Source organism: Castellaniella sp., from assembly GCF_049651205.1.
Lineage (GTDB): Bacteria > Pseudomonadota > Gammaproteobacteria > Burkholderiales > Burkholderiaceae_B > Castellaniella.
Window position 1 is genome coordinate 132,557 of record NZ_JBASBR010000007.1, and the last position, 24,160, is coordinate 156,716.

At 58.0% G+C, this 24,160-nt stretch carries 24 protein-coding genes; 3 read left to right on the plus strand and 21 right to left on the minus strand.

All coding sequences use genetic code 11. The features are described from left to right. Nucleotides 1-6 precede the first annotated feature (6 nt). From WA928_RS04235 to mltG, 5 genes are all read right to left on the minus strand, one after another. Nucleotides 7-879, minus strand: coding sequence for an ankyrin repeat domain-containing protein (locus tag WA928_RS04235; protein ID WP_424299993.1), 873 nt, complete (start codon nucleotides 877-879; stop codon nucleotides 7-9). Between the two features lie 69 nt (nucleotides 880-948). After that, entirely contained in the window at nucleotides 949-1,731 is a 783-nt protein-coding gene (locus WA928_RS04240; RefSeq protein WP_424299996.1) for a TatD family hydrolase, read from the minus strand. A gap of 23 nt (nucleotides 1,732-1,754) precedes the next feature. Continuing rightward, nucleotides 1,755-2,798: a DNA polymerase III subunit delta' gene (gene holB / locus WA928_RS04245; protein WP_424299999.1), complete on the minus strand. Its 1,044-nt coding sequence runs from the start codon at nucleotides 2,796-2,798 to the stop codon at nucleotides 1,755-1,757. Continuing rightward, entirely contained in the window at nucleotides 2,795-3,454 is a 660-nt protein-coding gene (gene tmk / locus WA928_RS04250; protein ID WP_424300002.1) for a dTMP kinase, read from the minus strand. Before tmk ends, holB begins: the two co-directional genes overlap by 4 nt. Nucleotides 3,455-3,458: 4 nt before the next feature. Continuing rightward, entirely contained in the window at nucleotides 3,459-4,469 is a 1,011-nt protein-coding gene (gene mltG / locus WA928_RS04255) for an endolytic transglycosylase MltG (protein WP_424300005.1), read from the minus strand. Nucleotides 4,470-4,668: 199 nt separating this feature from the next. Between mltG and WA928_RS04260 the strand changes: the two genes are divergently transcribed. Further along, a complete protein-coding gene (locus WA928_RS04260; protein ID WP_424300008.1) occupies nucleotides 4,669-5,613 on the plus strand; it encodes a YgfZ/GcvT domain-containing protein in 945 nt (314 codons plus the stop codon). 39 nt (nucleotides 5,614-5,652) lie between these two features. Here the strand turns inward: WA928_RS04260 and mmsB are convergent, their stop codons facing one another. The 5 genes from mmsB to WA928_RS04285 all read right to left on the minus strand — a co-directional run bounded on the left by mmsB (nucleotide 5,653) and on the right by WA928_RS04285 (nucleotide 9,857). Then, on the minus strand, nucleotides 5,653-6,552 hold the full coding sequence (gene mmsB, locus WA928_RS04265; protein ID WP_424301110.1) for a 3-hydroxyisobutyrate dehydrogenase: 900 nt from the start codon (nucleotides 6,550-6,552) through the stop codon (nucleotides 5,653-5,655). An 81-nt stretch (nucleotides 6,553-6,633) separates the two neighbouring features. Further along, nucleotides 6,634-7,800 carry an enoyl-CoA hydratase/isomerase family protein gene (locus tag WA928_RS04270; RefSeq protein ID WP_424300011.1) on the minus strand — a complete coding sequence of 389 codons (1,167 nt, stop codon included), beginning with the start codon at nucleotides 7,798-7,800 and terminating at the stop codon, nucleotides 6,634-6,636. Next, a complete protein-coding gene (locus WA928_RS04275; protein ID WP_424300014.1) occupies nucleotides 7,797-8,951 on the minus strand; it encodes an acyl-CoA dehydrogenase family protein in 1,155 nt (384 codons plus the stop codon). Before WA928_RS04275 ends, WA928_RS04270 begins: the two co-directional genes overlap by 4 nt. Nucleotides 8,952-9,119: 168 nt before the next feature. Beyond that, nucleotides 9,120-9,422 carry an RnfH family protein gene (locus WA928_RS04280; protein WP_424300017.1) on the minus strand — a complete coding sequence of 101 codons (303 nt, stop codon included), beginning with the start codon at nucleotides 9,420-9,422 and terminating at the stop codon, nucleotides 9,120-9,122. After that, nucleotides 9,423-9,857: a type II toxin-antitoxin system RatA family toxin gene (locus tag WA928_RS04285; protein WP_424300020.1), complete on the minus strand. Its 435-nt coding sequence runs from the start codon at nucleotides 9,855-9,857 to the stop codon at nucleotides 9,423-9,425. It lies immediately after the preceding gene. Between the two features lie 73 nt (nucleotides 9,858-9,930). Between WA928_RS04285 and smpB the strand changes: the two genes are divergently transcribed. Then, the gene (gene smpB / locus WA928_RS04290) at nucleotides 9,931-10,392 is read left to right on the plus strand and encodes an SsrA-binding protein SmpB (RefSeq protein ID WP_417250928.1); all 462 of its coding nucleotides are present in this window, start codon (nucleotides 9,931-9,933) and stop codon (nucleotides 10,390-10,392) included. A gap of 62 nt (nucleotides 10,393-10,454) precedes the next feature. On the opposite strand, the gene WA928_RS04295 is transcribed toward smpB, so the two are convergent. Both WA928_RS04295 and ppsA read right to left on the minus strand, forming a co-directional pair. Then, complete coding sequence (locus tag WA928_RS04295) at nucleotides 10,455-11,156, minus strand: methylated-DNA--[protein]-cysteine S-methyltransferase (protein ID WP_424300024.1); 702 nt, start codon at nucleotides 11,154-11,156, stop codon at nucleotides 10,455-10,457. 18 nt (nucleotides 11,157-11,174) lie between these two features. Further along, nucleotides 11,175-13,553 carry a phosphoenolpyruvate synthase gene (ppsA, locus tag WA928_RS04300; protein ID WP_424300027.1) on the minus strand — a complete coding sequence of 793 codons (2,379 nt, stop codon included), beginning with the start codon at nucleotides 13,551-13,553 and terminating at the stop codon, nucleotides 11,175-11,177. Between the two features lie 222 nt (nucleotides 13,554-13,775). On the opposite strand from ppsA, the gene ppsR reads away from it, so the two are divergent. Beyond that, entirely contained in the window at nucleotides 13,776-14,609 is an 834-nt protein-coding gene (gene ppsR, locus WA928_RS04305) for a posphoenolpyruvate synthetase regulatory kinase/phosphorylase PpsR (protein WP_350382343.1), read from the plus strand. A 47-nt stretch (nucleotides 14,610-14,656) separates the two neighbouring features. Here ppsR and WA928_RS04310 read toward each other — a convergent pair whose 3' ends face one another. The 9 genes from WA928_RS04310 to rseP form a co-directional block, all read right to left on the minus strand. Further along, a complete protein-coding gene (locus WA928_RS04310) occupies nucleotides 14,657-15,454 on the minus strand; it encodes a TrmH family RNA methyltransferase (protein WP_424300031.1) in 798 nt (265 codons plus the stop codon). Then, complete coding sequence (rnhB, locus tag WA928_RS04315; protein ID WP_424300034.1) at nucleotides 15,451-16,062, minus strand: ribonuclease HII; 612 nt, start codon at nucleotides 16,060-16,062, stop codon at nucleotides 15,451-15,453. Before rnhB ends, WA928_RS04310 begins: the two co-directional genes overlap by 4 nt. Continuing rightward, nucleotides 16,055-17,272 carry a lipid-A-disaccharide synthase gene (gene lpxB, locus WA928_RS04320; RefSeq protein WP_424300037.1) on the minus strand — a complete coding sequence of 406 codons (1,218 nt, stop codon included), beginning with the start codon at nucleotides 17,270-17,272 and terminating at the stop codon, nucleotides 16,055-16,057. Before lpxB ends, rnhB begins: the two co-directional genes overlap by 8 nt. Before the next feature lie 64 nt (nucleotides 17,273-17,336). After that, the gene (gene lpxA, locus WA928_RS04325; RefSeq protein ID WP_424300040.1) at nucleotides 17,337-18,122 is read right to left on the minus strand and encodes an acyl-ACP--UDP-N-acetylglucosamine O-acyltransferase; all 786 of its coding nucleotides are present in this window, start codon (nucleotides 18,120-18,122) and stop codon (nucleotides 17,337-17,339) included. Between the two features lie 11 nt (nucleotides 18,123-18,133). Then, on the minus strand, nucleotides 18,134-18,586 hold the full coding sequence (gene fabZ, locus WA928_RS04330; RefSeq protein WP_350382351.1) for a 3-hydroxyacyl-ACP dehydratase FabZ: 453 nt from the start codon (nucleotides 18,584-18,586) through the stop codon (nucleotides 18,134-18,136). Further along, nucleotides 18,586-19,728, minus strand: coding sequence for a UDP-3-O-(3-hydroxymyristoyl)glucosamine N-acyltransferase (lpxD, locus tag WA928_RS04335; protein ID WP_424300043.1), 1,143 nt, complete (start codon nucleotides 19,726-19,728; stop codon nucleotides 18,586-18,588). The genes fabZ and lpxD overlap by 1 nt, the downstream gene beginning before the upstream one ends. 6 nt (nucleotides 19,729-19,734) lie before the next feature. Further along, complete coding sequence (locus WA928_RS04340; protein ID WP_424300046.1) at nucleotides 19,735-20,286, minus strand: OmpH family outer membrane protein; 552 nt, start codon at nucleotides 20,284-20,286, stop codon at nucleotides 19,735-19,737. Nucleotides 20,287-20,353: 67 nt separating this feature from the next. Continuing rightward, nucleotides 20,354-22,744, minus strand: a complete 2,391-nt coding sequence (gene bamA, locus WA928_RS04345; RefSeq protein ID WP_424300049.1) for an outer membrane protein assembly factor BamA — start codon at nucleotides 22,742-22,744, stop codon at nucleotides 20,354-20,356. Nucleotides 22,745-22,813: 69 nt separating this feature from the next. Next, a complete protein-coding gene (gene rseP, locus WA928_RS04350; protein ID WP_424301113.1) occupies nucleotides 22,814-24,148 on the minus strand; it encodes an RIP metalloprotease RseP in 1,335 nt (444 codons plus the stop codon). Nucleotides 24,149-24,160 lie beyond the last annotated feature (12 nt).

The window sequence follows — 24,160 nt, forward strand, 5'->3', positions numbered from 1 at the left end:
GCAAGGCTAACGCGCTGTGTTGCTATCCTCGAATCTTCCCAGATCGAAGTAGCGCGAAAAAGAATTCGCATCATCGCTGGAAGTATCGGGTGCCTGCATCTGGCCCTGCCCGGACGCTGTTTTCGGTGCCATCGTATCGCTGTTTGTTCCTGCACCCTGGCCCTGGCGCGCACGGGCCTGCTGCACCCTGTGTGCAGCCTTTTTCAGGCTTTCTGCCAATGCAGTGTTATTGCGCTTCAATGCCCAATCCACGGCGGTTTCACGGGCCGAATTAAACATGGTGGGATCAGCTCCATGCGACAACAGCAATCGGGCCATATCTACCTTGCCTGACAGCGCGGCCATCATCAGCGGCGTGGTGCCATCAGGGCCTGGTGCATTAACGATCGCGCCGCGCTGAATCAGCATTTCTGCTGTCTCTACCTGGCCCTTCGACGCCGCATAATGCAACGGTGTCCAACCAAGGCGATTAACCTGCGCACCCGCCTGAATCAATGCAAGCGCACGTTGGGTTTTACCCAATATGCACAGGTACATCAGCGCGGTTTCATTGTGCGCATTAGCCAGATCAACCTGCACGCCAGGCGCAGACTTGAGCAGATCGAACACTTTCCAGGATTGCTCTCGCGCTGCCTGGGTAAGGGCTGGGTTTCCCAGAGCATTGAAGGCGTTGACATCGACACCACGCAACAGCTTGGTTTGCACCTCAGACACATCATCGCGGCGGATGGCAGACCACCAATCAGCATCAGTTGCCTGCGCGGCCTGTGCAGTGGCCGCCCAGGCAACACTGCATAACAGAAGCGCCATCAGCCAATGCATGACAACACGTTTGCCAGATTGAATCTCTCGGCAGAGCAACATTTCTTTGGATGTCATCGGACGGTTCTCTTGCTGGATTGAACACAGGCCCACGGATACCACCCCAGTGGGAAACCGGCGGTATGCTTAGTTGTGTGCGTCGATCTTGTTAAACAGTGTGAAGAAATTGCGTGTGCTGGCATCGGCTATGGCAGACACCGGGGCACCCCGAAGCTCGGCGATTTTTTCTGCGACATGAATCACCCTGGAGGGATCATTCATCTTGCCACGATATGGCACGGGCGCCAAATAGGGAGAGTCAGTTTCGATAAGCATGCGATCCAGGGGCACTTTTTGTGCAACCTCTTGCAGAGCGACCGCATTTTTAAACGTGACAATACCCGAAAAAGAAATATAAAAACCAAGATCCATCGCTGCCCGGGCAACCTCCCAGGACTCGGTAAAGCAATGCATCACACCGTTATCTGCCTGCTCTTCACGCATCAGGCGCAACGTATCCTCTGCCGCCGATCGGGTGTGGATGATCAGGGGCAAGTCTGTTTTTCGTGCCACCCGGATATGCGTACGAAAACGGTCTCGTTGCCAATCCAGGGGCTCTGGCAGCCGGTAGTAATCCAGGCCGGTTTCGCCAATCGCCACCACCTTTGGATGCCGGGCACGCTGCAGCAGGTCTTCTTCGGTGGGTTCAACACCGTCTTCATCATCGGTATCATTGTCGGGATGTACACCCACCGAGGCATGCAGGTGCGCCTGGCTCTCGACCAAAGCCATCAGCCCGGGCCAATCGCGCAAATTGACGCTGACAACCAGCGCGTGCCCAACCTGGGCAGATTTCATGCGTGCCAGGATATCGGGTAACTGGGCCTGAAGATCCGGGAAATTGAGATGGCAATGAGAATCCACGTACATAAGGCAGCCTGAAACAAGAAAATTTATTGGGCCCTGACAGTGTAAGGCCTCACTGCCTGCAGCAGACGTTCGGCCGCATAATCACCCAGCAGCTTGACGTTTAAGGGATGGGAAACCAGCCTCCGCTGTGTTTGCAGCCACTGTCCGGTACGCGCCAGCGCCAGCGGATCCAGCTTGACAGCCAGCACCTGGATCTGTTTGCTTTGCCCTGGGTAGTACCGAACCCCCAAGCCATGCGCCGACAGCCCCAAATCCACCCAAAGGCGTTGAAAGGCATCTACCCAGACAGCAGCATCTTCTGCAATCAGGGCGTCGGCCAATTGGCTGCGCGCACCATGATGCGCAGCCAGATCCAAAAACAGACGAATGAAATCCGGCACCGCAGCGTGTCCACCTTGTGCCAACTGGTGCGCCAACAAAGGAGCGCCCCCTGCCGCGGCCAGGTACGCCGATGCATCCGCCACGCCATGCGCCTGCAGCCACTGAAGTGACTCTGAAGTACCTGGCACTGGCAGGGGCAAGCGCCGGCAACGGGACACCAACGTGGGCAAGAGCCGATCGGGCGCCTCTGCCACCAGCAAAAAAACTGTATGCGCGGGAGGTTCTTCGAGGATCTTGAGCAAGGCGTTGGCTGCAATGGTATTCATCGCTTCGGCCGGGTACAGCAAGGCAACACGCCAGCCTCCCCGGTGCGTGGCCATGTTGAACCAAGGCAACAGTCCCCTGATTTGCTCGATACGGATGTCCTTGGAGGGCTGCTTCTTGCTGGCCGCTGCCTCAGTATCTTCCGGCGATGCCCCTTCTTGGGCAGCCACCGCATCGGGCCGTATCCGACGAAAATCGGGGTGGTTGCCCGCCTGTAGCCAGTGGCATGCCTGACATTGGCCGCACGCTACTCCAGAGGCAGAATCCTCACACAGCAAGCTGGCTGCACCGGCCAGGGCAAATTCCAGCTGACCGATCCCCGACAGCCCATGGATAAGCCAGGCATGGGCAAACCGCTGCTGCTGGGACAACCACTGGCTCGCCAGGGTCTGCTGCCAAGGCAAAAACGCTGTCATGCTCATGGGCGACCTGCCGACGTGCCATCCCGCCCCTGCCGCCGGGACACCAGCACCTGCAAGGCTGCCGTCAGCTGCCGCCGTACGTCTTCGATTGAGCCACAGGCATCAATCACGACGAAGCGCCCAGGCTCTGCCTGTGCACGCTCGTGATAGGCCTGACGGGTGCGTTCGAAGAACGCTTGGTCTTCCTGTTCGAAGCGATCTGCGTGGGCTCGCCCGCTTTGCAACCGCTTTTGTGCGATTTCCAGCGGCACATCAAACAAAAATGTGCAATCAGGCCCCAGCCCTTGCTGCACCCAGTGCTCCAGCTGAGCAATCGCCGGTGCTCCCAGTCGGCGCCCTCCGCCCTGGTAGGCAAAAGACGCATCCGTGTAGCGATCGCAAAGCACCCACTGCCCTCGGGCAAGCGCAGGCTGTATGACCGTGCGCCAATGTTCGTTGCGAGCCGCAAACATGATCAGGGTTTCAGTACGCAAGTCCATGGGCTGGTGCAGCACAAGCTCGCGCAGGTGCTCGCCCACTGGTGTACCACCTGGTTCACGGGTTTCGATCAGCGAGATCTCTTGCGCCTTGAGCCAAGCGGCAATCCAGGCTACATGGGTACTTTTACCCGCTCCGTCGACCCCCTCGAGGGTAATGAAACAGCCTTGCTGCGCCATTGTGTCACTGCCGTTTGAGAATGTATTTGCCCACTGCACGGTTGTGCGCCGACAAGTTTTTGGAGAATTCGCTTGTCCCGTCGCCGCGAGACACAAAATACAGATAATCGTGCCGGTCTGGGTGCAAAGTAGCCAGCAGCGCCGCCTTACCGGGATTTGCAATAGGCGTCGGGGGCAAGCCTGCCCGAGTATACGTGTTCCAGGGCGTATCCTGCTCAAGGTCTTTCTTGCGCAAGCGCCCCTGGTAGTCCTTGCCCATACCGTAGATCACTGTCGGGTCGGTTTGCAAGGGCATCCCCAGCCGCAGCCGGTTGATAAACACGCCGGCAATTTTTGCGCGGTCGGCTCCGTGCCCGGTTTCTTTCTCGACAATAGAAGCGAGAATCAGTGCCTGGTAGGGGTTTTCAAGCGGCAGCCCGTGATCCCGTTCGGCCCATAGGCGATCCAGCAGCTGTGCCTCCGCCTTGGCCGCACGGCGCAGGATATCAAGATCAGAGGTGCCAGGCGTAAATACGTACGTATCCGGGTAAAACAGGCCCTCGAGAGAGTTTCGATCAATTTGCAAATGCTGGGCGATTGCCAGATCATCCAAACCCCGGGTGTCATGTTTCACCTCTGGATCGGTATCCAGTGCTGCACGCATCTGCGTAAAGGTCCAGCCCTCCGGAAACGTCAGCCGCACCTGAGTCATATCGCCGTTGGCCATCCGCTCCAGCAAGCGCCAGGGGGTATCACCCGCCTGCGCCTCGTAGGCACCGGCCTTGAGCAACTTGTCACGGCCACTCAGCCGGGCCAGCAAAACAAAGGCATCCGTATTGAGTTCAATACCCGCCGCCTGCATGGCCTTGGCAATCTGGCGTGGCGTGCTGCCAGGCTCGATCACATAATCAATGACAGGCGTTTGCATGGGCACCGGCCGTTTCCAGCCCCACCAGGCCGCCCCACCGATACCGGCACCGGCGATAGCCAGGCAAATGATGAGCGCCCAGATGAAGAATCGCAGCGTTTTTTTCATGGACGCCAGTTTACCCGAGGCGCACCACAACTCCATACACACCCGGGCACAGTCTGACTGAAAGCCCCTGTCTCCCGGACAGAAACTGGTGTGGCCGCCTGTTCAGAAGAGGTCACCCTCACCAGGGTCTTTGTTTGGTGAATCCCTCCCCGACCGCTATCATGTGAATCTTCACGCATCCGGCCTTTGGGCGTTCAGCATGACAGCATCAATTATCCAGGGGAAGTGGCGGCTACCCGACCTCGCCATCATTCAGGCACAGGGCACCGACGCTTTCCATTTCCTGCACAGCCAACTCAGCAACGCGGTCGAAGGTCTGGGCACGGATCAGGCCAGGCCTGCCGCCTATTGCACTGCACAGGGGCGCCTGCTTGCCAACGGCGTGTTTTGGCAGCATTCAGACACAACCATCCAATGGATGGTTTCCCAGGATCTGGCAGAAGCATTGGTTCGCCGGCTTGGTATGTTTGTTTTGCGCGCAAAAGTGACGCTTACCCTTGAACCACGCTGGCATGTATGGGGAGCTACCGGCCCACAATGGGTGCCGGCTGCCTTGCATCAGCAGCCAGTGTGGTCGCGGCTGGACACCGAAGATGACACCTGGATCGTCGCACCACATTCTCAGCCGCACACGCCTGCAGCCTGGTGTATCCGGGCAGCTGCCGATCTCACGCATGCTGCAAAAGCAATCCCCAGCGATGTCGACCAGGCAAGCAAGGGTGCTGCCATATGGCAGGCGGCACGCCTGGATAGCGGCTGGCCCTGGATCCGCTCAAGCAGCCAGGATATGTTCTTGCCCAGTGCGCTGAACATGGACACCAACGGCAGCATCGATTTCAAAAAAGGCTGCTACCCCGGACAGGAAGTTGTGGCACGCAGCCATTACCGTGGCGCTACCAAGCGCCGGATGGCCTTGGGCAGCGCTGCGTGGCCTGATACCCAGAAAGCCCCCGTAGCAGGTAGCGATCTGTTTGCGGCCAGCCAGGCCCCGGGCCGCCCGGTGGGGCGCATCATCGAAGCCATCGCCACCCCGGGGCACCTGCATGTTGCCGCCGAAATCACGCTAACAGACTGGCCACAAATCACATACGCCGTCGGCAGCCCCGATGGCGTATGTCTGGATTTGACGCTGCCCAAGCCCTGAGTGCACGGCAGACGCCTGCCTGGGGCTAGGCTTGCAAGCTCAGCTTTTTTTAGCCCGGTGATACATCGTCTGGATGCTGGAGAAATCCAGACGTCCATTACCTTGTGCGCTGTGCAAGGCATACAGGTTCCGGGCGAGTTCACCCAAAGGCGTCGTGGCCCGGGCCTGCATGGAAGCCTCGGCCGCCAGCCCAAGGTCTTTAAGCATCAGATCCACACCAAACCCACCTGCATACTGGTGTGAGGCGGGTGCTTGCTCCATCACGCCCGGCCACGGGTTATAGAGCTCGGTAGCCCAGTTGCGCCCTGAACTCTTGGCGATGATCTCGGACAGCGTGTTGGGATCAAGCCCATTGGCGACGCCAAGTGCCAGTGTTTCGGCAGTACCTGCCATCAGGATTCCCAGCAGCATGTTGTTGCAGATTTTGGCGACCTGCCCTGCTCCGGCTTCGCCTGCATGGAAGATGTTTTTTCCCATAGCCTGCAAATAAGGCATCGCTGCCTCGAGATCGGCCGCAGCACCACCCACAATGAAGGTAAGCGTACCTGCCACTGCACCACCCGTGCCGCCCGACACCGGCGCGTCGATCATGGGGATACCCAGTTGAGCAGCAGCCCGCGACACTTTACGTGCGGATTCTGGCGCAATCGTGCTGCACTCAAGCACCAAAGTGCCCTTGGCAATGGTTTTCAGCAGTCCGGTGTCACCCAGATACAGGCCTTCGACGTGACGGCTGGCCGGCAGCATCGTAATCACCACATCCACGCCGGCCACCGCTTGGGCCGCCGACTCTACAGCAGTTGCTCCGGCCTTGACTGCCGCCTCCAGCGCCTCGGGAACCAGGTCAAATACTTTTAAGCGATGGCCAGCCTTGATAAGGTTTTGCGCCATCGGGCCACCCATATGCCCCAAACCGATGAAACCGATTGTCTTGCCCATCATGTGTCTCCTTTTATTGGATTGGTATCAGATGATTTGCACTGGTTACCGCAAACGGATGCGCCGCCATTGCAGAAAAGATTAGCCTCGCAGATCTGCCAGGGGATGCACCTGCCCGCCAGGCCACGGCTGCGCAAAAAAGCGGCGTACCCACTCGGGAGAAGCTTGCTCGAGGGTGGAAGGCCGCCAGCGGGGCGACTTGTCTTTGTCGATCAGCAAGGCCCGTATCCCTTCGCGGAAATCAGGCTCTGCACAGCAATGCAGCGACGCAATGTATTCCATTCGGAATACGTCTGCCAAGGACTGATGGCGCGCGCGCTGCAACAACGTGTGGCTTAGCCGGGCAGACCCAGGTGAGCCCGTCAGAAAAGTGTTGGCAGCCCGCACAAGCCATGGATCGGTGTGAACCCGAAACCGTGCAAGCTGCTCGCCGATCTGGTTGAGATCCGAGCGATTGCATGCCTCACGTATCACGGTGGCGTGCTGCTGCAGGGGCCCGGATTCGGGTGCCTGCAGTTGAAGGCGATCAAATACGGCATCCACCTGAGACATGTGATCGGACACTTTGCTTGCCCATTCTGTTGCGGCCAGAGCCTCGAGCAAGGCCTCAAGGCCATCGGCAGGACAGTAATGATCGGCCAGACCAAAGTGCAGACAATCAGCTGGCCCCAACTGGGCACCGGTAAGGGCTAGAAACTCGCCAATGCCACGCGGCAGGCGGCTTAACATCCAGGTGCCAGCAACATCCGGGTATAGGCCAATGGTGATTTCTGGCATGGCAAAGCGAGTACTGGCGGTGACAACCCGGTGGCTGGCCCCCAACATCAACCCGACGCCGCCGCCCATGACGATACCCCCACCCCAACAGATAATCGGCTTGCCATAGCGGTGAATGCGGTAATCGAGGCGATATTCTGTTTCGAAAAAACTGCGGGCGTCGATATTGGCCCAGACCTCACCTGCAGGGGTATCCAGCATGCTGCGATAAAGGCCGTGGAGATCGCCCCCCGCACAAAAAGCTTTTTCGCCTGCACCACGCACTATCACGGCAGCGATCACATCATTATCCTGCCAGGCTGCCAGGCGCTCGTCGAGCAAGCGGCACATTCCGAGAGACAGACCATTAAGCGTTTTCGGGCTGTTCAAGGTAGCCACACCAATACGCCGGCCGCCGCCCGAGGGCAGTTCCTCAAACAAAACCGGCTCAGGCGGTGTCTCGGATACGTGGCTGGAAACAGAGTCAGTCATCGAAGATCAGCCTCCTGGGCAAGAATGTGTCGCGCCACAATGACGCGCATGATTTCATTGGTTCCCTCAAGAATCTGGTGCACGCGGGTATCCCGCACCAGGCGCTCGAGTGGATAATCCTTGAGATAGCCATAGCCGCCGTGGATCTGTTGTGCGTCCAGGCAGGACTGAAAGCAGAGGTCGGTGGCAAAGCGCTTGGCCATGGCGCAATAAGCACTTGCCTGGGGATCAGACTCATCCAGCCGGCTGGCAGCCAGGCGCACCATCTGGCGCGACGCCACAATGTTGGTAAGGAGATCGGCCAACTTGAACTGCAAGCCCTGAAAATCCGCCAGGGGCCGGCCAAACTGGTGACGCTCAGACATATAACGCCGCGCCGCCTCGTAGGCGCCTTGTGCAGCCCCTACCGAGCAGGTAGCAATATTGATGCGCCCGCCATCCAGGCCTTTCATGGCGAACCGAAAACCGTCGCCTTCGTCGCCCAATCGGTTGATGACCGGTACGCGGACATTTTCAAAGGTAATGGGGCGTGTGGATTGACTGTTCCAACCCATCTTTTTTTCTTTGCGGCCATAAGTAATGCCATCGCTGTCTGCGGGCACCACCAAAGCGGAGATCCCGTGAGCGCCCGGACCGCCCGTGCGCACCATCACCACCAGGACATCGGTATCACCAGCGCCCGAAATAAACGCCTTGGCACCATTCACAATGTACTGATCACCTTCGCGGCGGGCACTGGTGGACAGTGATGCGGCATCCGATCCGGAGCCGGGTTCGGTAAGGCAATAAGATGCAAGTTTCTCGCCACTTGCCAGCAAGGGCCCCCAATGATCACGCACCTCTGCCTGCGCCCAACTGCCAATCATCCAGGTAGCCATATTATGGATGGTGATGAATGCAGTGGTGGATGGGTCGACGGCCGCCATTTCTTCGAACACCAGCGTGGCGTCCAAACGGGGCAGACCAAGCCCTCCGATGGATTCGGGTGCATACATGGCACAGAAACCCAGCTGGCCGGCCTTGGCAAAGGCTTCTCGCGGAAAAATATGTTCTTCATCCCATCGGGCAGCGTGGGGGGCGAGCTCGCCTTGGGCAAATTCACGCGCGGCCTGCACAAAAGCCTGTTGTTCTTCGCTGAGGCGAAAATCCATTTGCTTGTCTCCGGATAGGTGTCGTCACAAGGGTAAAGACGCGGATTGCGCTTTTCCGACATGGCTGGCCTGATCAAGCCCTGCCACTGTGTCGCAGGGCTACTTTAGCACCTGACGCATCCATTGTCGGAACAAACCCACCTTAAAACACACCTGAAGGCACCGCTGTCAGGGGGGCGACAATCTGCCCTTGCGCGTGTCACGCCGATGCTCGGCGCGGCGCCGACGGGAGGCCAGTGGATCAAACACCAGCGGGCGGTACAGCTCAACACGGTCCTGATCATTCAACACACGACTCAGCGTGCATCTTTCGCCATACACGCCGACGTCTGGCAAATGGTCGGTGAATTCGGGAAACACCTGAGAAAATCTACTGGCAGCAATGGCCTGCCCCACCGTACTGCCTTCAGGGAGATCCAGCGTTTGGCGCCACAAGGATGTGGGCGCCGCAAAGGCAATACTGATGCGCATTTAGGCTCCGTACACCGCATGAGCCCGCTGAGTGAACGAATCGATAAAACTGCTGGCAATACGATTGAACACCGGCCCGATCACAGCCGACAGGGCCCTGCTGGAAAACGCGTAATCCATGGTGTAGAGCACCTTGCACCCATCTTCGCCCAAGGGCAAAAACTGCCAATGCCCGGTAAGATTTGAAAATGGACCATCCACCAGGTGAAACACGATTTTATCCGGGTACTCGTGATCGTTGCGGGTAGTAAAGCTTTGATGAATACCGGCAAAATGAATATGCACGGTTGCTTGCATGCCCTGATCATTCTGCCACTGGACATCCGCACCACCACACCAGGGCATGAATTCCGGATAACGTGCAACATCTGCCACCAGATCAAACATCTGGGCGTTAGAGAACGGAACAAGAACAGAACGCTGAATCGAAGGCATTGAGAAGTCGTTTGGGCAGATTGTTACGCTAGAATGGAAGGATTTTATCAGTGTGTACCCGGGCCTTAAAAATATGAGCATTGTAGATAACCGCAAAGCCACCCACGACTACTTCATCGAAGAGCGCTTTGAGGCCGGGCTGGTGCTGGAGGGTTGGGAAGTCAAGGCAATCCGTGCCGGCCACGTGCAGCTAAAAGAAAGCTATGTGATCGTGCGCGACGGCGCCATCTGGATCATCGGGATGCATATCAGCCCCTTGCCCACCGCCTCGACACACATCCACCCCAATGCCACGCGCACCCGGAAACTGCTGCTTCACAGCCATGAAATCAGCAAGTTGATTGGCAAGGTTGAACAGCGCGGCTACGCCTTGATACCACTGAACCTGCATTACAAAGGGGGGCGGATCAAGCTGGACTTTGGGCTTGGGCGTGGCAAAAAACTGCACGACAAACGTGACACCCAACGCGATAAAGACTGGGCGCGCGAAAAAGAACGCCTGATGAAGCACGACACCCGCCAACCCCGCACCTGAGGCAAGTGGCAGAGGCAACAGCATGGCATCCATGCAGCACGGCAGCCTCTATTGCCAAGCGACTAGACACCGATCTGCAGGCCTTCGAGCCTGAGCAGCTTCATCTTGCGATCAAGCCCGCCACCATAGCCGTTAAGCGTGCCATCACGGGCCAAAATACGGTGGCACGGAATAATGATGCTGATGGGATTGCTGCCTACTGCTGCGCCGGCAGCGCGCCCGTGGCCGGCCGTCATCCCGGCTTTTTCTGCAAGTTGTCCGTAAGACAGGGTGGCACCAAACGGCACCTCTAGCAGAGCCAGCCAGATTTTCTTCTGAAATGGCGTGCCTTGAGGATCAAGCGACAGCTTGAACCGTTGTCGCCGGCCTTGCCAGTATTCTTGCAGCTGAGTGCCTGCAGCTTCGCAGACAGCCTGAACATTTGCCGGTACCTGAGGTTGCAGCCACTGAACTGCTGGAACCGGTGCCTCATCTTGTTCAAGTGCTGGAATGGGTTGCTGGACGTCGTGGCGGCCCTGCAAACCCGGCAAGACTGCATTTACCAAGGATTGCGGGGAGCCTACCCGCAAACTGCGGCTTGGGTGACCCTCGCACACGCCAGCTGAAGGCTGGGTAACGATCGCAGTGGCTGCCGGGACGCCCGGCACTTGCGGGCAATCGCGCTGATCAGTGAAATGCAGACCACAAAGCCCCGACCTGCTGGCAGACAGCAGAATCGGGCCCAGTGGAGAGGCCACAAGCGCATGAAAGGCTGTGTGTGCCATTGATTACACCTCTTTGTGTCAGGCAGCTACCCGCGTATCAGCCAGCTTCTGCCAAGTGTCGACCACCGTATCGGGGTTCAGTGACATCGACAAAATGCCTTCGTCACGCAGCCACTGCGCGAGATCGGGGTGGTCGCTGGGGCCTTGGCCGCAAATACCCACATACTTGCCAGCTTTCAGGCAGGCCTGAATGGCACGGCGCAGCATGAACTGCACGGCAGGGTCACGCTCGTCGAAGTCGGCGGCCAAAAGCTCCATCCCGGAATCACGATCCAGGCCCAGTGTCAGTTGCGTCATGTCGTTGGAGCCAATCGAGAAGCCATCAAAAAACTGCAGGAACTCATCAGCCAGGATGGCATTGGACGGCACTTCGCACATCATGATCAGGCGCAAGCCGTTTTCGCCCCGCTTCAGGCCATGGCTGGCCAGGAGATCGACAACACGCCCGGCCTGAGCCAGCGTGCGGACAAACGGCACCATGATCTCGACATTGGTGAGGCCCATCTCGTCGCGCACCTTTTTAAGCGCTTCGCATTCCATTCGGAAGCACTCGGCGAAGTCTTCGGCGATATAGCGCGATGCGCCACGAAATCCGAGCATCGGGTTTTCTTCTTCGGGCTCGTAGCGCGAGCCGCCTACCAGCTTCCGGTACTCGTTGGATTTGAAATCGGACAGACGGACGATGACAGGCTTGGGATAGAACGCCGCACCGATGGTGGCAATGCCTTCGGCCAGCTTCTCGACAAAGAAGGCACGCGGGCTGGCATAACCACGGGCAGCTGACTCGACGGCCTTTTTGAGGTCGCTATCCACGTTGGGATAATCGAGAATTGCCTTGGGGTGTACGTTGATATTGTTGTTGATGATGAACTCAAGGCGAGCCAGCCCCACCCCGCTATTGGGGATCTGGGAGAAATCAAATGCCAGCTGGGGATTGCCGACGTTCATCATGACTTTCAGGCCAATATCGGGCATTTCGCCCCAGCGAACTTCCTCGATCTCGGTTTCGATCAGGCCATCATAAATATGGCCTTCGTCGCCTTCGGCGCAGGACACCGTGACCTCGCGGCCATTGGCCAACACATCGGTGGCATCTGCACAGCCCACCACAGCAGGAATGCCGAGCTCGCGTGCAATGATGGCTGCATGGCACGTGCGGCCCCCGCGGTTGGTGACAATCGCCGAAGCCAGCTTCATGACGGGTTCCCAGTTGGGGTCGGTCATGTCGGTAACGAGGATATCGCCTGCGCGAACCTTGTCCATTTCGGAGGCATCCGCCACCACACGAACGGTACCGGAACCGATCTTCTGCCCGATGGCACGCCCCCGGACCAGAACATCACCCGTGGCTTTCAGGCGATAGCGCTCTTGGACGTCGTGGTGACCTTGCTGGGACTTCACGGTTTCCGGGCGAGCTTGCAGGATATACAACTTGCCGTCTACACCATCACGGCCCCACTCGATATCCATGGGCCGCTGATAGTGGTCTTCGATGATCGTTGCGTAGCGTGCGAGTTCGATGATTTCTTCATCGTTCAGCGAATAGCGGTTGCGCTCGGAGGCGGGCACCTCGATGGTGCGCACCGCGTGCCCGGAGGTCCGTTGCTCGTCGAACTCCATCTTGATCAGTTTTGAGCCAATGCGCCGACCGATGATCGGATAGTGACCGGCAGCCAATGTGGGCTTGAACACGTAGAACTCATCGGGATTGACGGCCCCTTGAACCACGGTTTCACCCAAGCCATACGACGAGGTGATGAACACCACATCTTTAAATCCGGATTCGGTATCAAGGGTGAACATCACTCCGGCACTGCCCTTATCGGACCGCACCATGCGCTGGATACCCGCTGACAGAGCAACGTCGGCATGTGCATAGCCTTTATGTACGCGGTACGAAATAGCGCGGTCGTTATACAGCGAAGCGAACACGTGGCGGATTTTCTCGAGTACGTCGGTGATGCCGACCACATTGAGATAGGTTTCTTGCTGACCGGCAAACGAAGCATCGGGCAAGTCTTCGGCAGTGGCCGATGAACGCACGGCAAACGAGCCTTTGCCATCCGCATCCAACTGGGCAAACGCTTCCTGGATGGCCTGCTCGAAGGCAGCCGGAAACGGCGTGTCGATAATCCACTGGCGAATCTCTGCGCCAGCAGTGGCGAGCTCGCGCACATCGTCGGCATTCAGCGTATCCAGCCGCGTCTTGATGCGGGCATCCAGGCCTGTTGCCTGCAGAAAATCACGGAAGGCATCCGCAGTGGTTGCAAAACCACCCGGCACGCGCACACCGGCGCTGGCCAGCTGGCTGATCATTTCACCCAGCGAAGCGTTTTTGCCCCCAACGGAGTCAACATCCGACATGCGGAGCTGCTCGAACGATACAACATACGACATGATGTCACCTTTGAGATAGAGAAAGCGTGTTTGCCCGACACACGTGATCTGCAGCAAAATGGCTGCACACAACGCGCTGTTGCGCCTGGTTGGCTGCATAGGCAGCAGCCCAAGCGCAGCAGGCGAGCGACATGTGTCTGGCAAACCAGCCTTGCCTCACCAACGGGTGACTGGTAACCTTCGCGGATTGTACCGTTTCTGACGCCAGCTGGCTCAAAATCCATGACGAACCCCGCTCCCGAACGTCCTGTCTTCATCGTTTCAGACAGCACCGGCATCACTGCCGAAACCTTCAGCCACGCAGTGCTGTCGCAATTTGAAGAAATCGCGTTCCAAGCGGTTCGACTGCCGTTTATTGACTCGGTCGAAAAAGCCGATGCTGCAGCACGCCGCATCTCCCAGTGCGCCACCCAGGACGGCCAGCCTCCTTTGGTATTCAGCACCCTGGTAGATCCGGATATCGCCGATCGTATCCGGCAAGTGCCCTGCATTTTTCTAGATCTGTTCGGTGCCTTTGTCGAGCATCTCGAAGGTGTACTGGGCGTCAAATCCAACCGCTCAGTGGGCCGTTCGCATACCAACGGCTTATCCAAGCAGTACAACAGCCGCATCGAAGCCATCAATTTCAGCCTGGCACACGACGACGGGCAATACGTTCAGGGGCTCGAGCAAGCCGACGTCATCTTGGTGGGTGTCTCGCGCTGCGGAAAAACCCCCACCAGCCTGTACCTGGCCATGCAGTACGCAGTCAAGGCAGCCAATTACCCCTTGATCCCAGAAGACTTCGACCGCGGTGCCCTACCGGCTACATTGCTGCCCTTTCGGCGCAAGTTGTTTGGATTATCCATCCAGCCAGAGCGCCTGTCAGAGGTGCGCAACGAGCGTCGCCCCCACAGCACCTATGCGTCGCTCAAGCAATGCCGCCAGGAAATTGCCGACGCCGAGCGCCTGATGCGCATCGAAAACATCCCCTGGTTATCCACCACCACCCGCTCCATCGAAGAAATTTCCACCAAGATACTCGACGAAGTGGGCCTGGACCGCACCACATATTAAGCAGGCCACTCGTCAGCAGGCCATCAGACAACAGGGCTGGCGCCCTGCTACTGGCTTTGCTGCCTGCGTTGCTCAAACAGGCACACTGCGGCAGCGGCGGCAACGTTAAGTGATTCAATCCCCTCAGCCTGAGGAATATGTATCCGCAAGGCTGCCTGCGTCAGCAAATCGGGCGCAACACCCCTGCCCTCATTGCCAAACAGCCACGCACATGGCTGGCGTAGATCCTGCTGATACAAAGAGCTGGCCGTTTCGAGCGTGGTGGCTGCCAGCGGGATATCCATCCGCGTCAACAAAGCCGAAAGATCCACATGCTCGTGCACCCGGATGGCAAAGTGAGCGCCCTGGCCGCTGCGCAATACTTTGGGTGACCAAGCACTGGCACAACCGGAAGACAAAAAGGCATCTGCCAACCCGGCGGCGGCTGCCGTCCGCAGCAAGGTACCGAGATTACCCGGATCCTGCACCCTGTCCAGGCACAGGCAGCCTTGCGTGACACGCGCCGGCAGGCTGACCAAAGGGGTTTCTACCAAAAAAAATATAGCAGGCCCGTGTTGTACCTGTGAGAGCAACTGAGCCAGATGGTCTTCGAGGACGATTCTGCGAGTCCCCTCGCACTGTTGCCACAGGGGCTTGACCCAGCCCGGTGCGCGCGCCTGAATATCCTCGCTGACAATCAGTGCCTCGGGCACACCAAACTGTGTCAACCAGGCCCGGCACAGATGCTCGCCTTCAAGCAATATGCGGGTTTCACGCTGACCCGGGCGCCCTTGCGCAAGCCGAAGCCAGAAGCGGAAATCCGGATTATCTCTGGACGCAAGATGGCGGACAGAAATGGGGTTCATGTGGCCACCGGCATCAGGCTGCGGCGCACTGGCGCAAAGCTGCGCCGATGCTCTGGACACGGGCCGTATCGCACCAGTTGCGCCAAATGAAACGCAGTGCCATAGCCCTTGTGCCGATCAAAACCGTATTCCGGAAACTGTTGGTGCAGTTCCAGACAGTAGGCGTCCCGTGCGGTTTTAGCCAAGATGGAGGCTGCTGAAATCTCGGCAATCAGTGCATCCCCCTGAACAATCGCCTGGGCCTGGCATGGCAAGCCAGCCGGCAAGCGGTTGCCATCCACCAAAATGCGCTGTGGCATCACAGTCAGCAGTTGGCAGGCCGTTCGCATGGCCTGCAAGGTGGCCTGCAAGATATTGATCTTATCAATCTCCTGGGCGCTGGCACTACTGATTGCCCAGGCCACCGCCTGTGCCTTGATCTGCACCGCCAGCAGCTCTCTTTGTCTGGCGGATAATTTCTTTGAATCCGCCAGGCCGGCCACAGGCCGGGCCGGATCCAGAATGACGGCAGCGGCAAACACCGGACCGGCCAAGGGGCCACGACCGGCTTCATCCACCCCTGCTGTCAGAGGTGCGGCGCACACCAACAAATCAAGCTGCTCAGCCACGGCCACACACCCCCAAAATGGCCTGCGCCGCCAGAAGTGGCGTGTCGCGGCTTAATGCATGGTGCAACGCAGTGAAACGCTGCGCCACCTGTTGCCTACGTGCGACGTCCGTCAGTGCGGTCCAGGTGTGCTCGGCCAACGCTTCAGGCGTAGCCGCTTCTTGTAAAAGCTCTGGCACGACAAATTCGCGTTCGAGGATATTGGGTAAGCCAACCCACGGCAGGCTGGGGGCCGTCTGACCGGACTTCCAGGCCATGATTCGGCGCATCCAGGGACTGATCACATAGGAGATCACCAAGGGCCGTTTGAACAAGGCCGCTTCGAGCGTGGCTGTCCCGCTGGCGACCAGAACAGCATCCGCCGCTTCCATCGCATGCCAGGCAACGGGCCAATCGAGGGAATCCAATCCATCTGCCCGCGCGCCTCCCAGCGTCGGTGGTGTGTCGAGAACACGGCAATGATTCAGTGGGAACTGCTGAAAAATACGCTGAAATTGCGCCTTGCGCTGCGCATTGACGACAGGCACGATCACCTGCAAATCGGGGTCTTGCTTTTGCAGCAAGGCTGCTGCCTGCAAAAACCGTGGGGCGAGCCATTTGATTTCAGACTCACGACTACCCGGCATCAAGGCCAGCACACGGGCCTGGGGAGCAATACCCAATGCCTGGCGGGCTGCCGCGCGATCGGGCTGCGAGGGAATCAGTTGAGCCAGAGGATGTCCCACATACGTTACCGGCACCCCTTGCTCTTGGTAAAGATCCACCTCAAAGGGAAACAGCACTAACATATGGGACACTGCCCGGCGAATCTGATGAATGCGCTCAAAGCGCCAGGCCCAGATCGAGGGCCCCACAAAATGCACGGTAGGAATGCCCGCCTGATGCAGTTGCTCTTCGAGGCGTAGATTAAAGTCGGGTGCATCCACACCCACAAACACGTCTGGTCGCTGTGCCAGCACCTGGCGACGTGTGTCCCGCCACGTGTGGATCAACCGCGGGGCCTGACGGATTGCATCGACGTACCCGAACACGGACAAGGCATCCATGGGATGCCAAGCCTTGAGCCCTGCCTTAAGCATGGCGGGCCCGCCAATACCTGCTGCCTGCAAGTGCGGCTGCCTGACCTGCAAGCCCTGCATCATCCGTGCGGCCAGGAGGTCACCCGAGGGCTCTCCGGCTACCACAGCAAGCTGCATGGCCGAGGTGGTCATGACTGCACTCCGCAGGCGTCTTTTGCCCTGCAGGCTTTGCACAGGACACCGCCGGCCGAGCGTGTCATGGGCGCGCGATGCCCCGGCCTGCGTCGCGAAGGAAATCAATCAAAACCTGCACAGCAGGCGCCTCGTGCGGATGATCCTGTTGCAACACCAATAGAGCATCAACCGCTTGAGGAAGCTTGAGCTGGCGGCGGTACAAAATCTTGTAGGCTTCTTTGAGCACCAAGACATCATCAGCAGTAAAGCCGCGCCGTCCGAGGCCTTCGGCGTTGATCCCGACCGGACGGAAGGAGTCGCCAGCGCCGATCATGTACGGTGGCACATCCTGACGCACTGAGCTGGTGCCACCAACCATGGCATGCGCCCCGATACGTACAAACTGGTGCACGGCCGAAAGGCCGCCGATGATCGCCCAATCTCCGATGTGGATATGGCCACCCAGCTGAACGCTATTGGCAATAATGATGTGGTTGGCCAATTGGCAGTCGTGTGCAATATGCACATACGCCATGATCCAGTTGTCGTCGCCCAAACGCGTAGTGCCAATATCCTGCACCGTGCCGGTATTGACGGTGACGAACTCGCGAAACGTATTGCCCGCACCGATCTCAAGGCCGGTGGGCTCGTCCGCGTATTTTTTATCCTGCGGGATGCCGCCAATCGAGCAATAACGATAAAAGTGGTTGTCCGGGCCAATGCTGGTGTGGCCATCGATGACACAATGCGGCCCGATCCGGGTACGCGCCCCTACTTTGACGTGCTCTCCCACAATGCTATAGGGCCCCACCTGGACGGACTCATCCAGCTGAGCCCCTGGCGCAATGATGGCTGTGGGATGAATCATTGCCTCTGGCATCATTCTTCCAGGATGCGCACAGCGCACATGATCTTGGCCTCAGCAGCAATTTGATCACCCACCTTGGCAACTGCCGTATATTTACAGATAGAGCGGCTAAGCTTGTCTGCCGAGACTTCCATGCGCAGTTGGTCGCCGGGAACAACCGGCCGGCGGAAACGCGCGCCATCAACGCCCACCAGATAGTAGGCAACCTTGGTGCTGACCAGATTTGGAGCCCCGGCGTCGGCAAACGAAAACAGTGCAGCGGCCTGCGCCAGCGCCTCGATGATGAGCACGCCGGGCATGACGGGGTGATGTGCAAAATGCCCCTGAAAAAACGGCTCGTTGTAAGTGACATTCTTGATGGCCACGATGCTTTTGCCCGGATCCATTTCGAGGACGCGGTCTACAAGCAACATAGGCTGCCGATGAGGCAGCCTTTCCATGATGTCTTTAATATCGAGTTCCATTATTGTGTGTCCTGCTTGTTGTTCATCGGCGGCTCGCTCAGGCGTGCCGCCTGCTTTTCTGCTACCCGGATACGCTTGCGCAATTGTGCCAGCTGCCCAATCACGGCAGCATTGTGTTGCCACGTACGGTGTTCGGCAACCGGAAAAACGCCTGTATAGCGCCCAGGTGTCAGGATATCTGAGGTAACTGCGGTACCTCCGGAAATATGCACATCATCGGCTAGCGTCAGGTGCCCGCCAAACATGGCCGCCCCTCCGATGACACAGCGCTGGCCCATGGTGGTAGAGCCGGCTACCCCCACGCACGCGGCCATTGCCGTGTGATCACCGATACGGCAATTATGGCCGATCATGATCTGATTATCGAGTTTCACGCCATTGCCCAGCACCGTGTCTTCGACAGCACCGCGATCAACCGTAGTGTTGGCGCCGATTTCAACGTCGTCTCCGATGCTGACGCCACCTAGCTGGGCAATCTTGGCCCAGGCTCCAGGCGTTCGAGGATCCGGGGCAAATCCAAAACCGTCTGCACCCAGGACAGCCCCCGAATGGAGGATTGCCCGGGCACCCACCTTGACCCCATGATAGAGCGTGACGTGGGCATGAAAATAACAATCCGGTCCAATCTGACAGTCAGGGCCAATGCTGCAACCGGCTCCGATGCGGGTACCTGCCTGAATCCGGGTGCCGGATTCGATGACCGTCAATGGCCCTACGTGCACGCCGTCCTCGAGAATGGCGTCAGGGGACACCACCGCCGAAGGGTGGATGCCCTGGGGCAGACCGGCAATGCGGTGCTGATCAAACCACTGAGCAAGCAAGGCATACATCAGATAGGGCTGGGTGCACAGCACAGGCACCCAGGCCGGGGCCTGCGGATGTTGTTGCTGGTAGGTTTCCCAATCCTCGGCCCGCAAAATCACGGCTGCCGCCCGGCTATCGGTTAACTGTCCTTGCAAACGCGGATTGGACAGAAAACTGATCTCAGTTGGCCCGGCCGTGTTTAGAGAGCCGATACCACCAATGAGGCGGGACGCATCTGGAGACGATCCCGCAAGGGTACAGCCCAGACCAACCGAATCAGCATCCTGCAGCAGCTTGGACAAGGCCGGGGCCCGCTGCGGCGCAAGCAACACCGGCATAGGGGATTAACCGCCCAGAACCTTGATGACCTGATCGGTGATGTCCACCTTGGGACTGACCGTAACGGCATCCTGGATGATTAGGTCGTAATTTTGATCTTCCGCGATTTTTTTGATGGCTGCATCGGCTTTTTCGACGATGGCGGAAAATTCTTCGTTGCGGCGACGGTTGAAGTCTTCCTGGAACTCACGACGCTTGCGTTGGAGGTCTGAATCCAGATCCTGCAAGTGCCGTTGGCGTTTGACACGATCAGACTCTGACAGCACAGGTGCGTCTTTGTCGAGTTTCTGAGCCTGGGCACGAAGATCATCTGCAAGTTTCTGGAGAGCTTGATCGCGCTTTTTGAACTCGGCTTCGATTTTGGCTTGAGCTGCCTTGGCCGGCTTGGAATCACGCAAAATGCGCTCGGTGCTGACAAAACCGATTTTAGTGCCCTGTGCATACGCAGGAGACACAAACACAGCCCCCAGGGCAATTACGGCTGCTGCCGCAAAGGCCAGCTGCCTGGAGACGGCGCGCCGCGCCGAAATTGAAACGTTCAAGCCTGAAAGAATCATGATCAAAAAACCACCTGCCAAAAAGGCTGCGATAAAAAAAGACAATTGTGCCATTAAATGGCCAGAATCAGAAACCCGTACCGATCTGGAATTGGAAGACTTGTTTTTGGTCGCCTTCTTTGGCGTTAAGGGCCCGGCCAAACGATAACTGCAGCGGTCCTAAAGGCGACTCCCAGGACAGGCCCAGACCAGCCGAGTATTTCCAGCCGCAGGGGTCTGCCACTTGCCCATAACGGCCCTGAGCGCAATCCGAGCCATCGGTTGTGGTGATCTGGCCGACATCAGAGAACACGAACCAGCGCAACGTGCGATCGCGAGAAGCGCCGGGGAAAGGCAGATACAACTGCACATTACCGACGATACGGCGCGAACCGCCCAGATAGGTATCCGTGAGGGCATCGCGTGGCCCCAGAGAAGCACCCTCGTAGCCACGCACAGACCCTATCCCGCCGGCATACATGTTTTTAATGACCGGGAAGGCTTTACCGCTGCCATACGTTTTCGCCCAATCAACCTGGCCATTAAGGGCCAGGGTAAAGGCGCGTCCGAGAGGCAGGTAGTATTGCTGCTGCCCCGACAACTTGTAATAGCGCAGATCCATGGTGGAGAAATCGGTGGACAGGCGGGTGTAGCTGCCCTTATGGGGAGCCAGTGCGCTGTCCCGGGTATCCTTGGCCCATCCCAGGCTGAAGATACCGGCATTGGTGGTTTCACCGTACTCGCTGACAAAATTCTGGTAAGCCAACGGTGCGGGATTGGTCACCCCGCAGCCATCCGGAGTGCTTGGCCCGATGCAACCGCGAACATCCTTGAGCGAGTTGCGCTCGAAGGTAAAGCCGGCAAAGACGCGATCAACCTCGGAGATAGGTACCCCAAAGTTAAGACCCAAGCCCATGGATTCGACCGAGTACCAGCCCAGGGATCCGCTATCCGAAACGTCGTATGGTGTCGTACGGCGATAGTACAAAGACGTTGTCTTGCTGATGCCGTCTTGCGTCCAGTATGGGTTGGTATGAGAAATCACCGCTGCGCGGTTGGTCTTGCTGGTGTTGACATTGAGTGACAAAGAATTGCCGCTGCCAAACACATTGTCCTGGCTAATACCAGCTGACAGCAACAGTTTATCGGTAGAGCCGTAACCCACCCCCAGATTAATCATCCCAGTGGGTTTTTCTTTGACATTGACATCGACATCAACTTGATCAGGCGAGCCTGGTACCGGGTCGGTTTTGACATCGACCTCGCTGAAGTACCCCAGGCGATCCACCCGGTCTTTGGAAGTCTTGATGCTGGAGGAGTCGTACCAGGCGGCCTCTTGCTGACGCATTTCGCGACGCACGACTTCATCTCGGGTACGGGTGTTACCGCCCACGTTGATGCGGCGCACGTACACCCGGCGACCCGGATCCACATAAAAGGTAAGCTTGGCAACGTGTGTGTCACGATCCAGCACAGGGCTTGGGTTTACGTTGGCAAAGGCATAGCCCAAAGAACCCAGATAATCAGTGATGGATTTGGCCACTGCATTTGTTTTTTCGGCTGAAAAGGTTTCACCCTGTTTCACCGTGACCAGCGGCTGAAGCTTGTCTTCCAGGCCCAGCAGATCACCGGCGAGGTCGACCTCGCCCAAGGTGTAGCGCTCGCCCTCGTGAAGCGTCATTGTGATGAAGATATTCTTGCGGTCCGGCGAAATCGTTACCTGCGGGGGCTCCATCGAGAACTCGAGGTAGCCACGATCCAGATAATAAGAGCGGATGCGCTCGACATCACCCTCAAGTTTCTCGCGGGAGTACTTGTTGGTACCGGTATACCAGGTCATGAAGCCCCCCGTGGTGAGCTCCATTTCGTCTTCGAGGGTGCCGGCCGAAAACGTATCGTTACCAATAAATTCAATTTTCTCGATGGTGGCCACACCACCTTCGAAGATGTCGAAGCTGACCCCGACACGATTACGCGGCAATGGCGTAATCACGGGATTGATCTGCACTCCGTACTTGCCCTTGGACAAATACTGCTGTTTAAGCTCGAATACGGCACGATCCAGCATGGCCTGATCAAACACCCGCCCTTGGCCAAAACCCACTTGCGACAAGGATTTGTTCAGCGCCTTGGCGTCGAACTCGCGCATGCCATTGAAACTGACGGATGCAATCGTGGGCCGCTCTTTGACAGACACAACCAGTACATCGCCACGGGAATCGATTTTCACATCGCTGAAAAACCCCGTGCCATACAGTTTTTGAATGGCAGTGGCAGCTTCTTCTTCAGTGAAGGTCTGGCCGACTTTAACGGGCAGATAGGTGAAAATAGTGCCCGGGTCGACGCGCTCGATGCCCTGCACCTGAATGTCACGCACAACAAACGGCGTAAACGCATCCGCCACAGCAGGTGCCAGCAACAAGGCAAGCATCATGGGAATGGCACGCTTGATCAAACGAGTGTTCCGGAGAGACAACATCCTGGCAATCCTTTTTCGGCCGTGACGTGGACAGGGGCAAGTGATGCAGGATTGTAAGTCACAATCTGATCAACTGAAAAGCCGCGAAAAATCATTAAATAAGGCAAGAAACGTAAGACCCAGTACGAGGCTCAAACCCACACGCATACTCATCTCGCGAACGCGGTCGGACACCGGCCGGCCACCACGCAACGCCTCGATCAGATAAAACAACAAATGCCCGCCATCAAGCATTGGAATCGGTAGCAGATTGAGAATCCCGATACTGATGCTAATCAATGCCAGAAATCGCAAATAAGCATCCAACCCGACCCGTGCGCTCTGGCCTGCGTACTCGGCAATCGTGACAGGCCCGCTGATATTACGCCAGGAGGCCGCCCCAACCACCATGCGGCCCATCATCCGAAGCGTAAATATACTGGTATCCCAGGTTCGCTGCGCACCAGACAAAAGGCTGTCCAGCGGCCCCAGACGCACCAGAACGGTATCCCGGTGTCCCATGAGCATGGCCCCGATACGCCCGACCGGCTGGCCGCCATCCATCACCTGTGCCGGTGTCACGCTGACATCCAGTACGTCGGCGCCTCGTTGCACCTGGAGCTTGATAGGCGTTTGTGCGTGCGTTTGCACCAACTGTACAAACGCCTGGGCAGAGGGTTGTGTCACGGTACCCGCAACCAAAATAATGTCTCCGGGCAAAAGGCCTGCCTGCCGGGCACTACCGTCTGGCGTCAGTGACCCAATCTGCAACTGGGGTGGCTGCAGCACCAAACCCACCTGTTGCAAGGGATCTTCTGTATCAGGTCGAAAATCATGGGCCTGGATCTCAAGGGAAACCTGACGGCTCTGGCCGTTATCTCCTTGCACTGAAAGGCTGGCATGCCCACCAGAGGTAAGCGGCTGAAGCAATTGCCAGCGCGCCTGTACCCACGAGGCCACCGGCTGGCCATCGACCGCCCGGATGGTATCCCCGGACTGTATTCCGGCCACAGCGGCCGGTGACCCTGAGGGCGGCGCCGACAGCCGGGCAATGGGTTCTTGTGTGCCTATCAAGCCCAATACGGCATAAATCAATACCGCCAAGAGAAAATTGGCCAATGGGCCCGCAGCCACAACCGCTACCCGGCGAATCCAGGGTTGTTGATTGAAAGCGGTCCGGCGGGTAGCCGCATCGGCGCCATCAGGCGCATCATCCAGCATCTTGACATAGCCACCCAGTGGAATCGCAGACAAGGCCCACTCGGTGCCATGGCGATCAAGGCGACGCAACAAAACGGGGCCAAAGCCCACCGAAAACCGCAAAATGCGTACGCCGCAGCGGCGAGCCACCCAATAATGACCCAGCTCGTGAAAGGTGACCAGCAGGCCCAGGGCAAAAACAAAAGCAAACAACGTCAGCACTATGCAGCGTCCAAA

Coding starts and splice junctions, on each gene's coding strand:
- WA928_RS04235 (WP_424299993.1), bottom strand. CDS start 879: ATGACATCCAAAGAAATGTTGCTCTGCCGAGAGATTCAATCTGGCAAA.
- WA928_RS04270 (WP_424300011.1), bottom strand. CDS start 7,800: ATGACTGACTCTGTTTCCAGCCACGTATCCGAGACACCGCCTGAGCCG.
- lpxD (WP_424300043.1), bottom strand. CDS start 19,728: ATGCCGGTGTTGCTTGCGCCGCAGCGGGCCCCGGCCTTGTCCAAGCTG.
- WA928_RS04285 (WP_424300020.1), bottom strand. CDS start 9,857: ATGCCTTCGATTCAGCGTTCTGTTCTTGTTCCGTTCTCTAACGCCCAG.
- mmsB (WP_424301110.1), bottom strand. CDS start 6,552: ATGGGCAAGACAATCGGTTTCATCGGTTTGGGGCATATGGGTGGCCCG.
- tmk (WP_424300002.1), bottom strand. CDS start 3,454: ATGGCGCAGCAAGGCTGTTTCATTACCCTCGAGGGGGTCGACGGAGCG.
- WA928_RS04340 (WP_424300046.1), bottom strand. CDS start 20,286: ATGATTCTTTCAGGCTTGAACGTTTCAATTTCGGCGCGGCGCGCCGTC.
- WA928_RS04275 (WP_424300014.1), bottom strand. CDS start 8,951: ATGGATTTTCGCCTCAGCGAAGAACAACAGGCTTTTGTGCAGGCCGCG.
- ppsR (WP_350382343.1), top strand. CDS start 13,776: ATGACGAACCCCGCTCCCGAACGTCCTGTCTTCATCGTTTCAGACAGC.
- bamA (WP_424300049.1), bottom strand. CDS start 22,744: ATGTTGTCTCTCCGGAACACTCGTTTGATCAAGCGTGCCATTCCCATG.
- mltG (WP_424300005.1), bottom strand. CDS start 4,469: ATGAAAAAAACGCTGCGATTCTTCATCTGGGCGCTCATCATTTGCCTG.
- WA928_RS04280 (WP_424300017.1), bottom strand. CDS start 9,422: ATGCGCATCAGTATTGCCTTTGCGGCGCCCACATCCTTGTGGCGCCAA.
- lpxA (WP_424300040.1), bottom strand. CDS start 18,122: ATGATTCATCCCACAGCCATCATTGCGCCAGGGGCTCAGCTGGATGAG.
- fabZ (WP_350382351.1), bottom strand. CDS start 18,586: ATGGAACTCGATATTAAAGACATCATGGAAAGGCTGCCTCATCGGCAG.
- smpB (WP_417250928.1), top strand. CDS start 9,931: ATGAGCATTGTAGATAACCGCAAAGCCACCCACGACTACTTCATCGAA.
- WA928_RS04295 (WP_424300024.1), bottom strand. CDS start 11,156: ATGGCACACACAGCCTTTCATGCGCTTGTGGCCTCTCCACTGGGCCCG.
- WA928_RS04260 (WP_424300008.1), top strand. CDS start 4,669: ATGACAGCATCAATTATCCAGGGGAAGTGGCGGCTACCCGACCTCGCC.
- lpxB (WP_424300037.1), bottom strand. CDS start 17,272: ATGACCACCTCGGCCATGCAGCTTGCTGTGGTAGCCGGAGAGCCCTCG.
- ppsA (WP_424300027.1), bottom strand. CDS start 13,553: ATGTCGTATGTTGTATCGTTCGAGCAGCTCCGCATGTCGGATGTTGAC.
- WA928_RS04240 (WP_424299996.1), bottom strand. CDS start 1,731: ATGTACGTGGATTCTCATTGCCATCTCAATTTCCCGGATCTTCAGGCC.
- WA928_RS04310 (WP_424300031.1), bottom strand. CDS start 15,454: ATGAACCCCATTTCTGTCCGCCATCTTGCGTCCAGAGATAATCCGGAT.
- holB (WP_424299999.1), bottom strand. CDS start 2,798: ATGAGCATGACAGCGTTTTTGCCTTGGCAGCAGACCCTGGCGAGCCAG.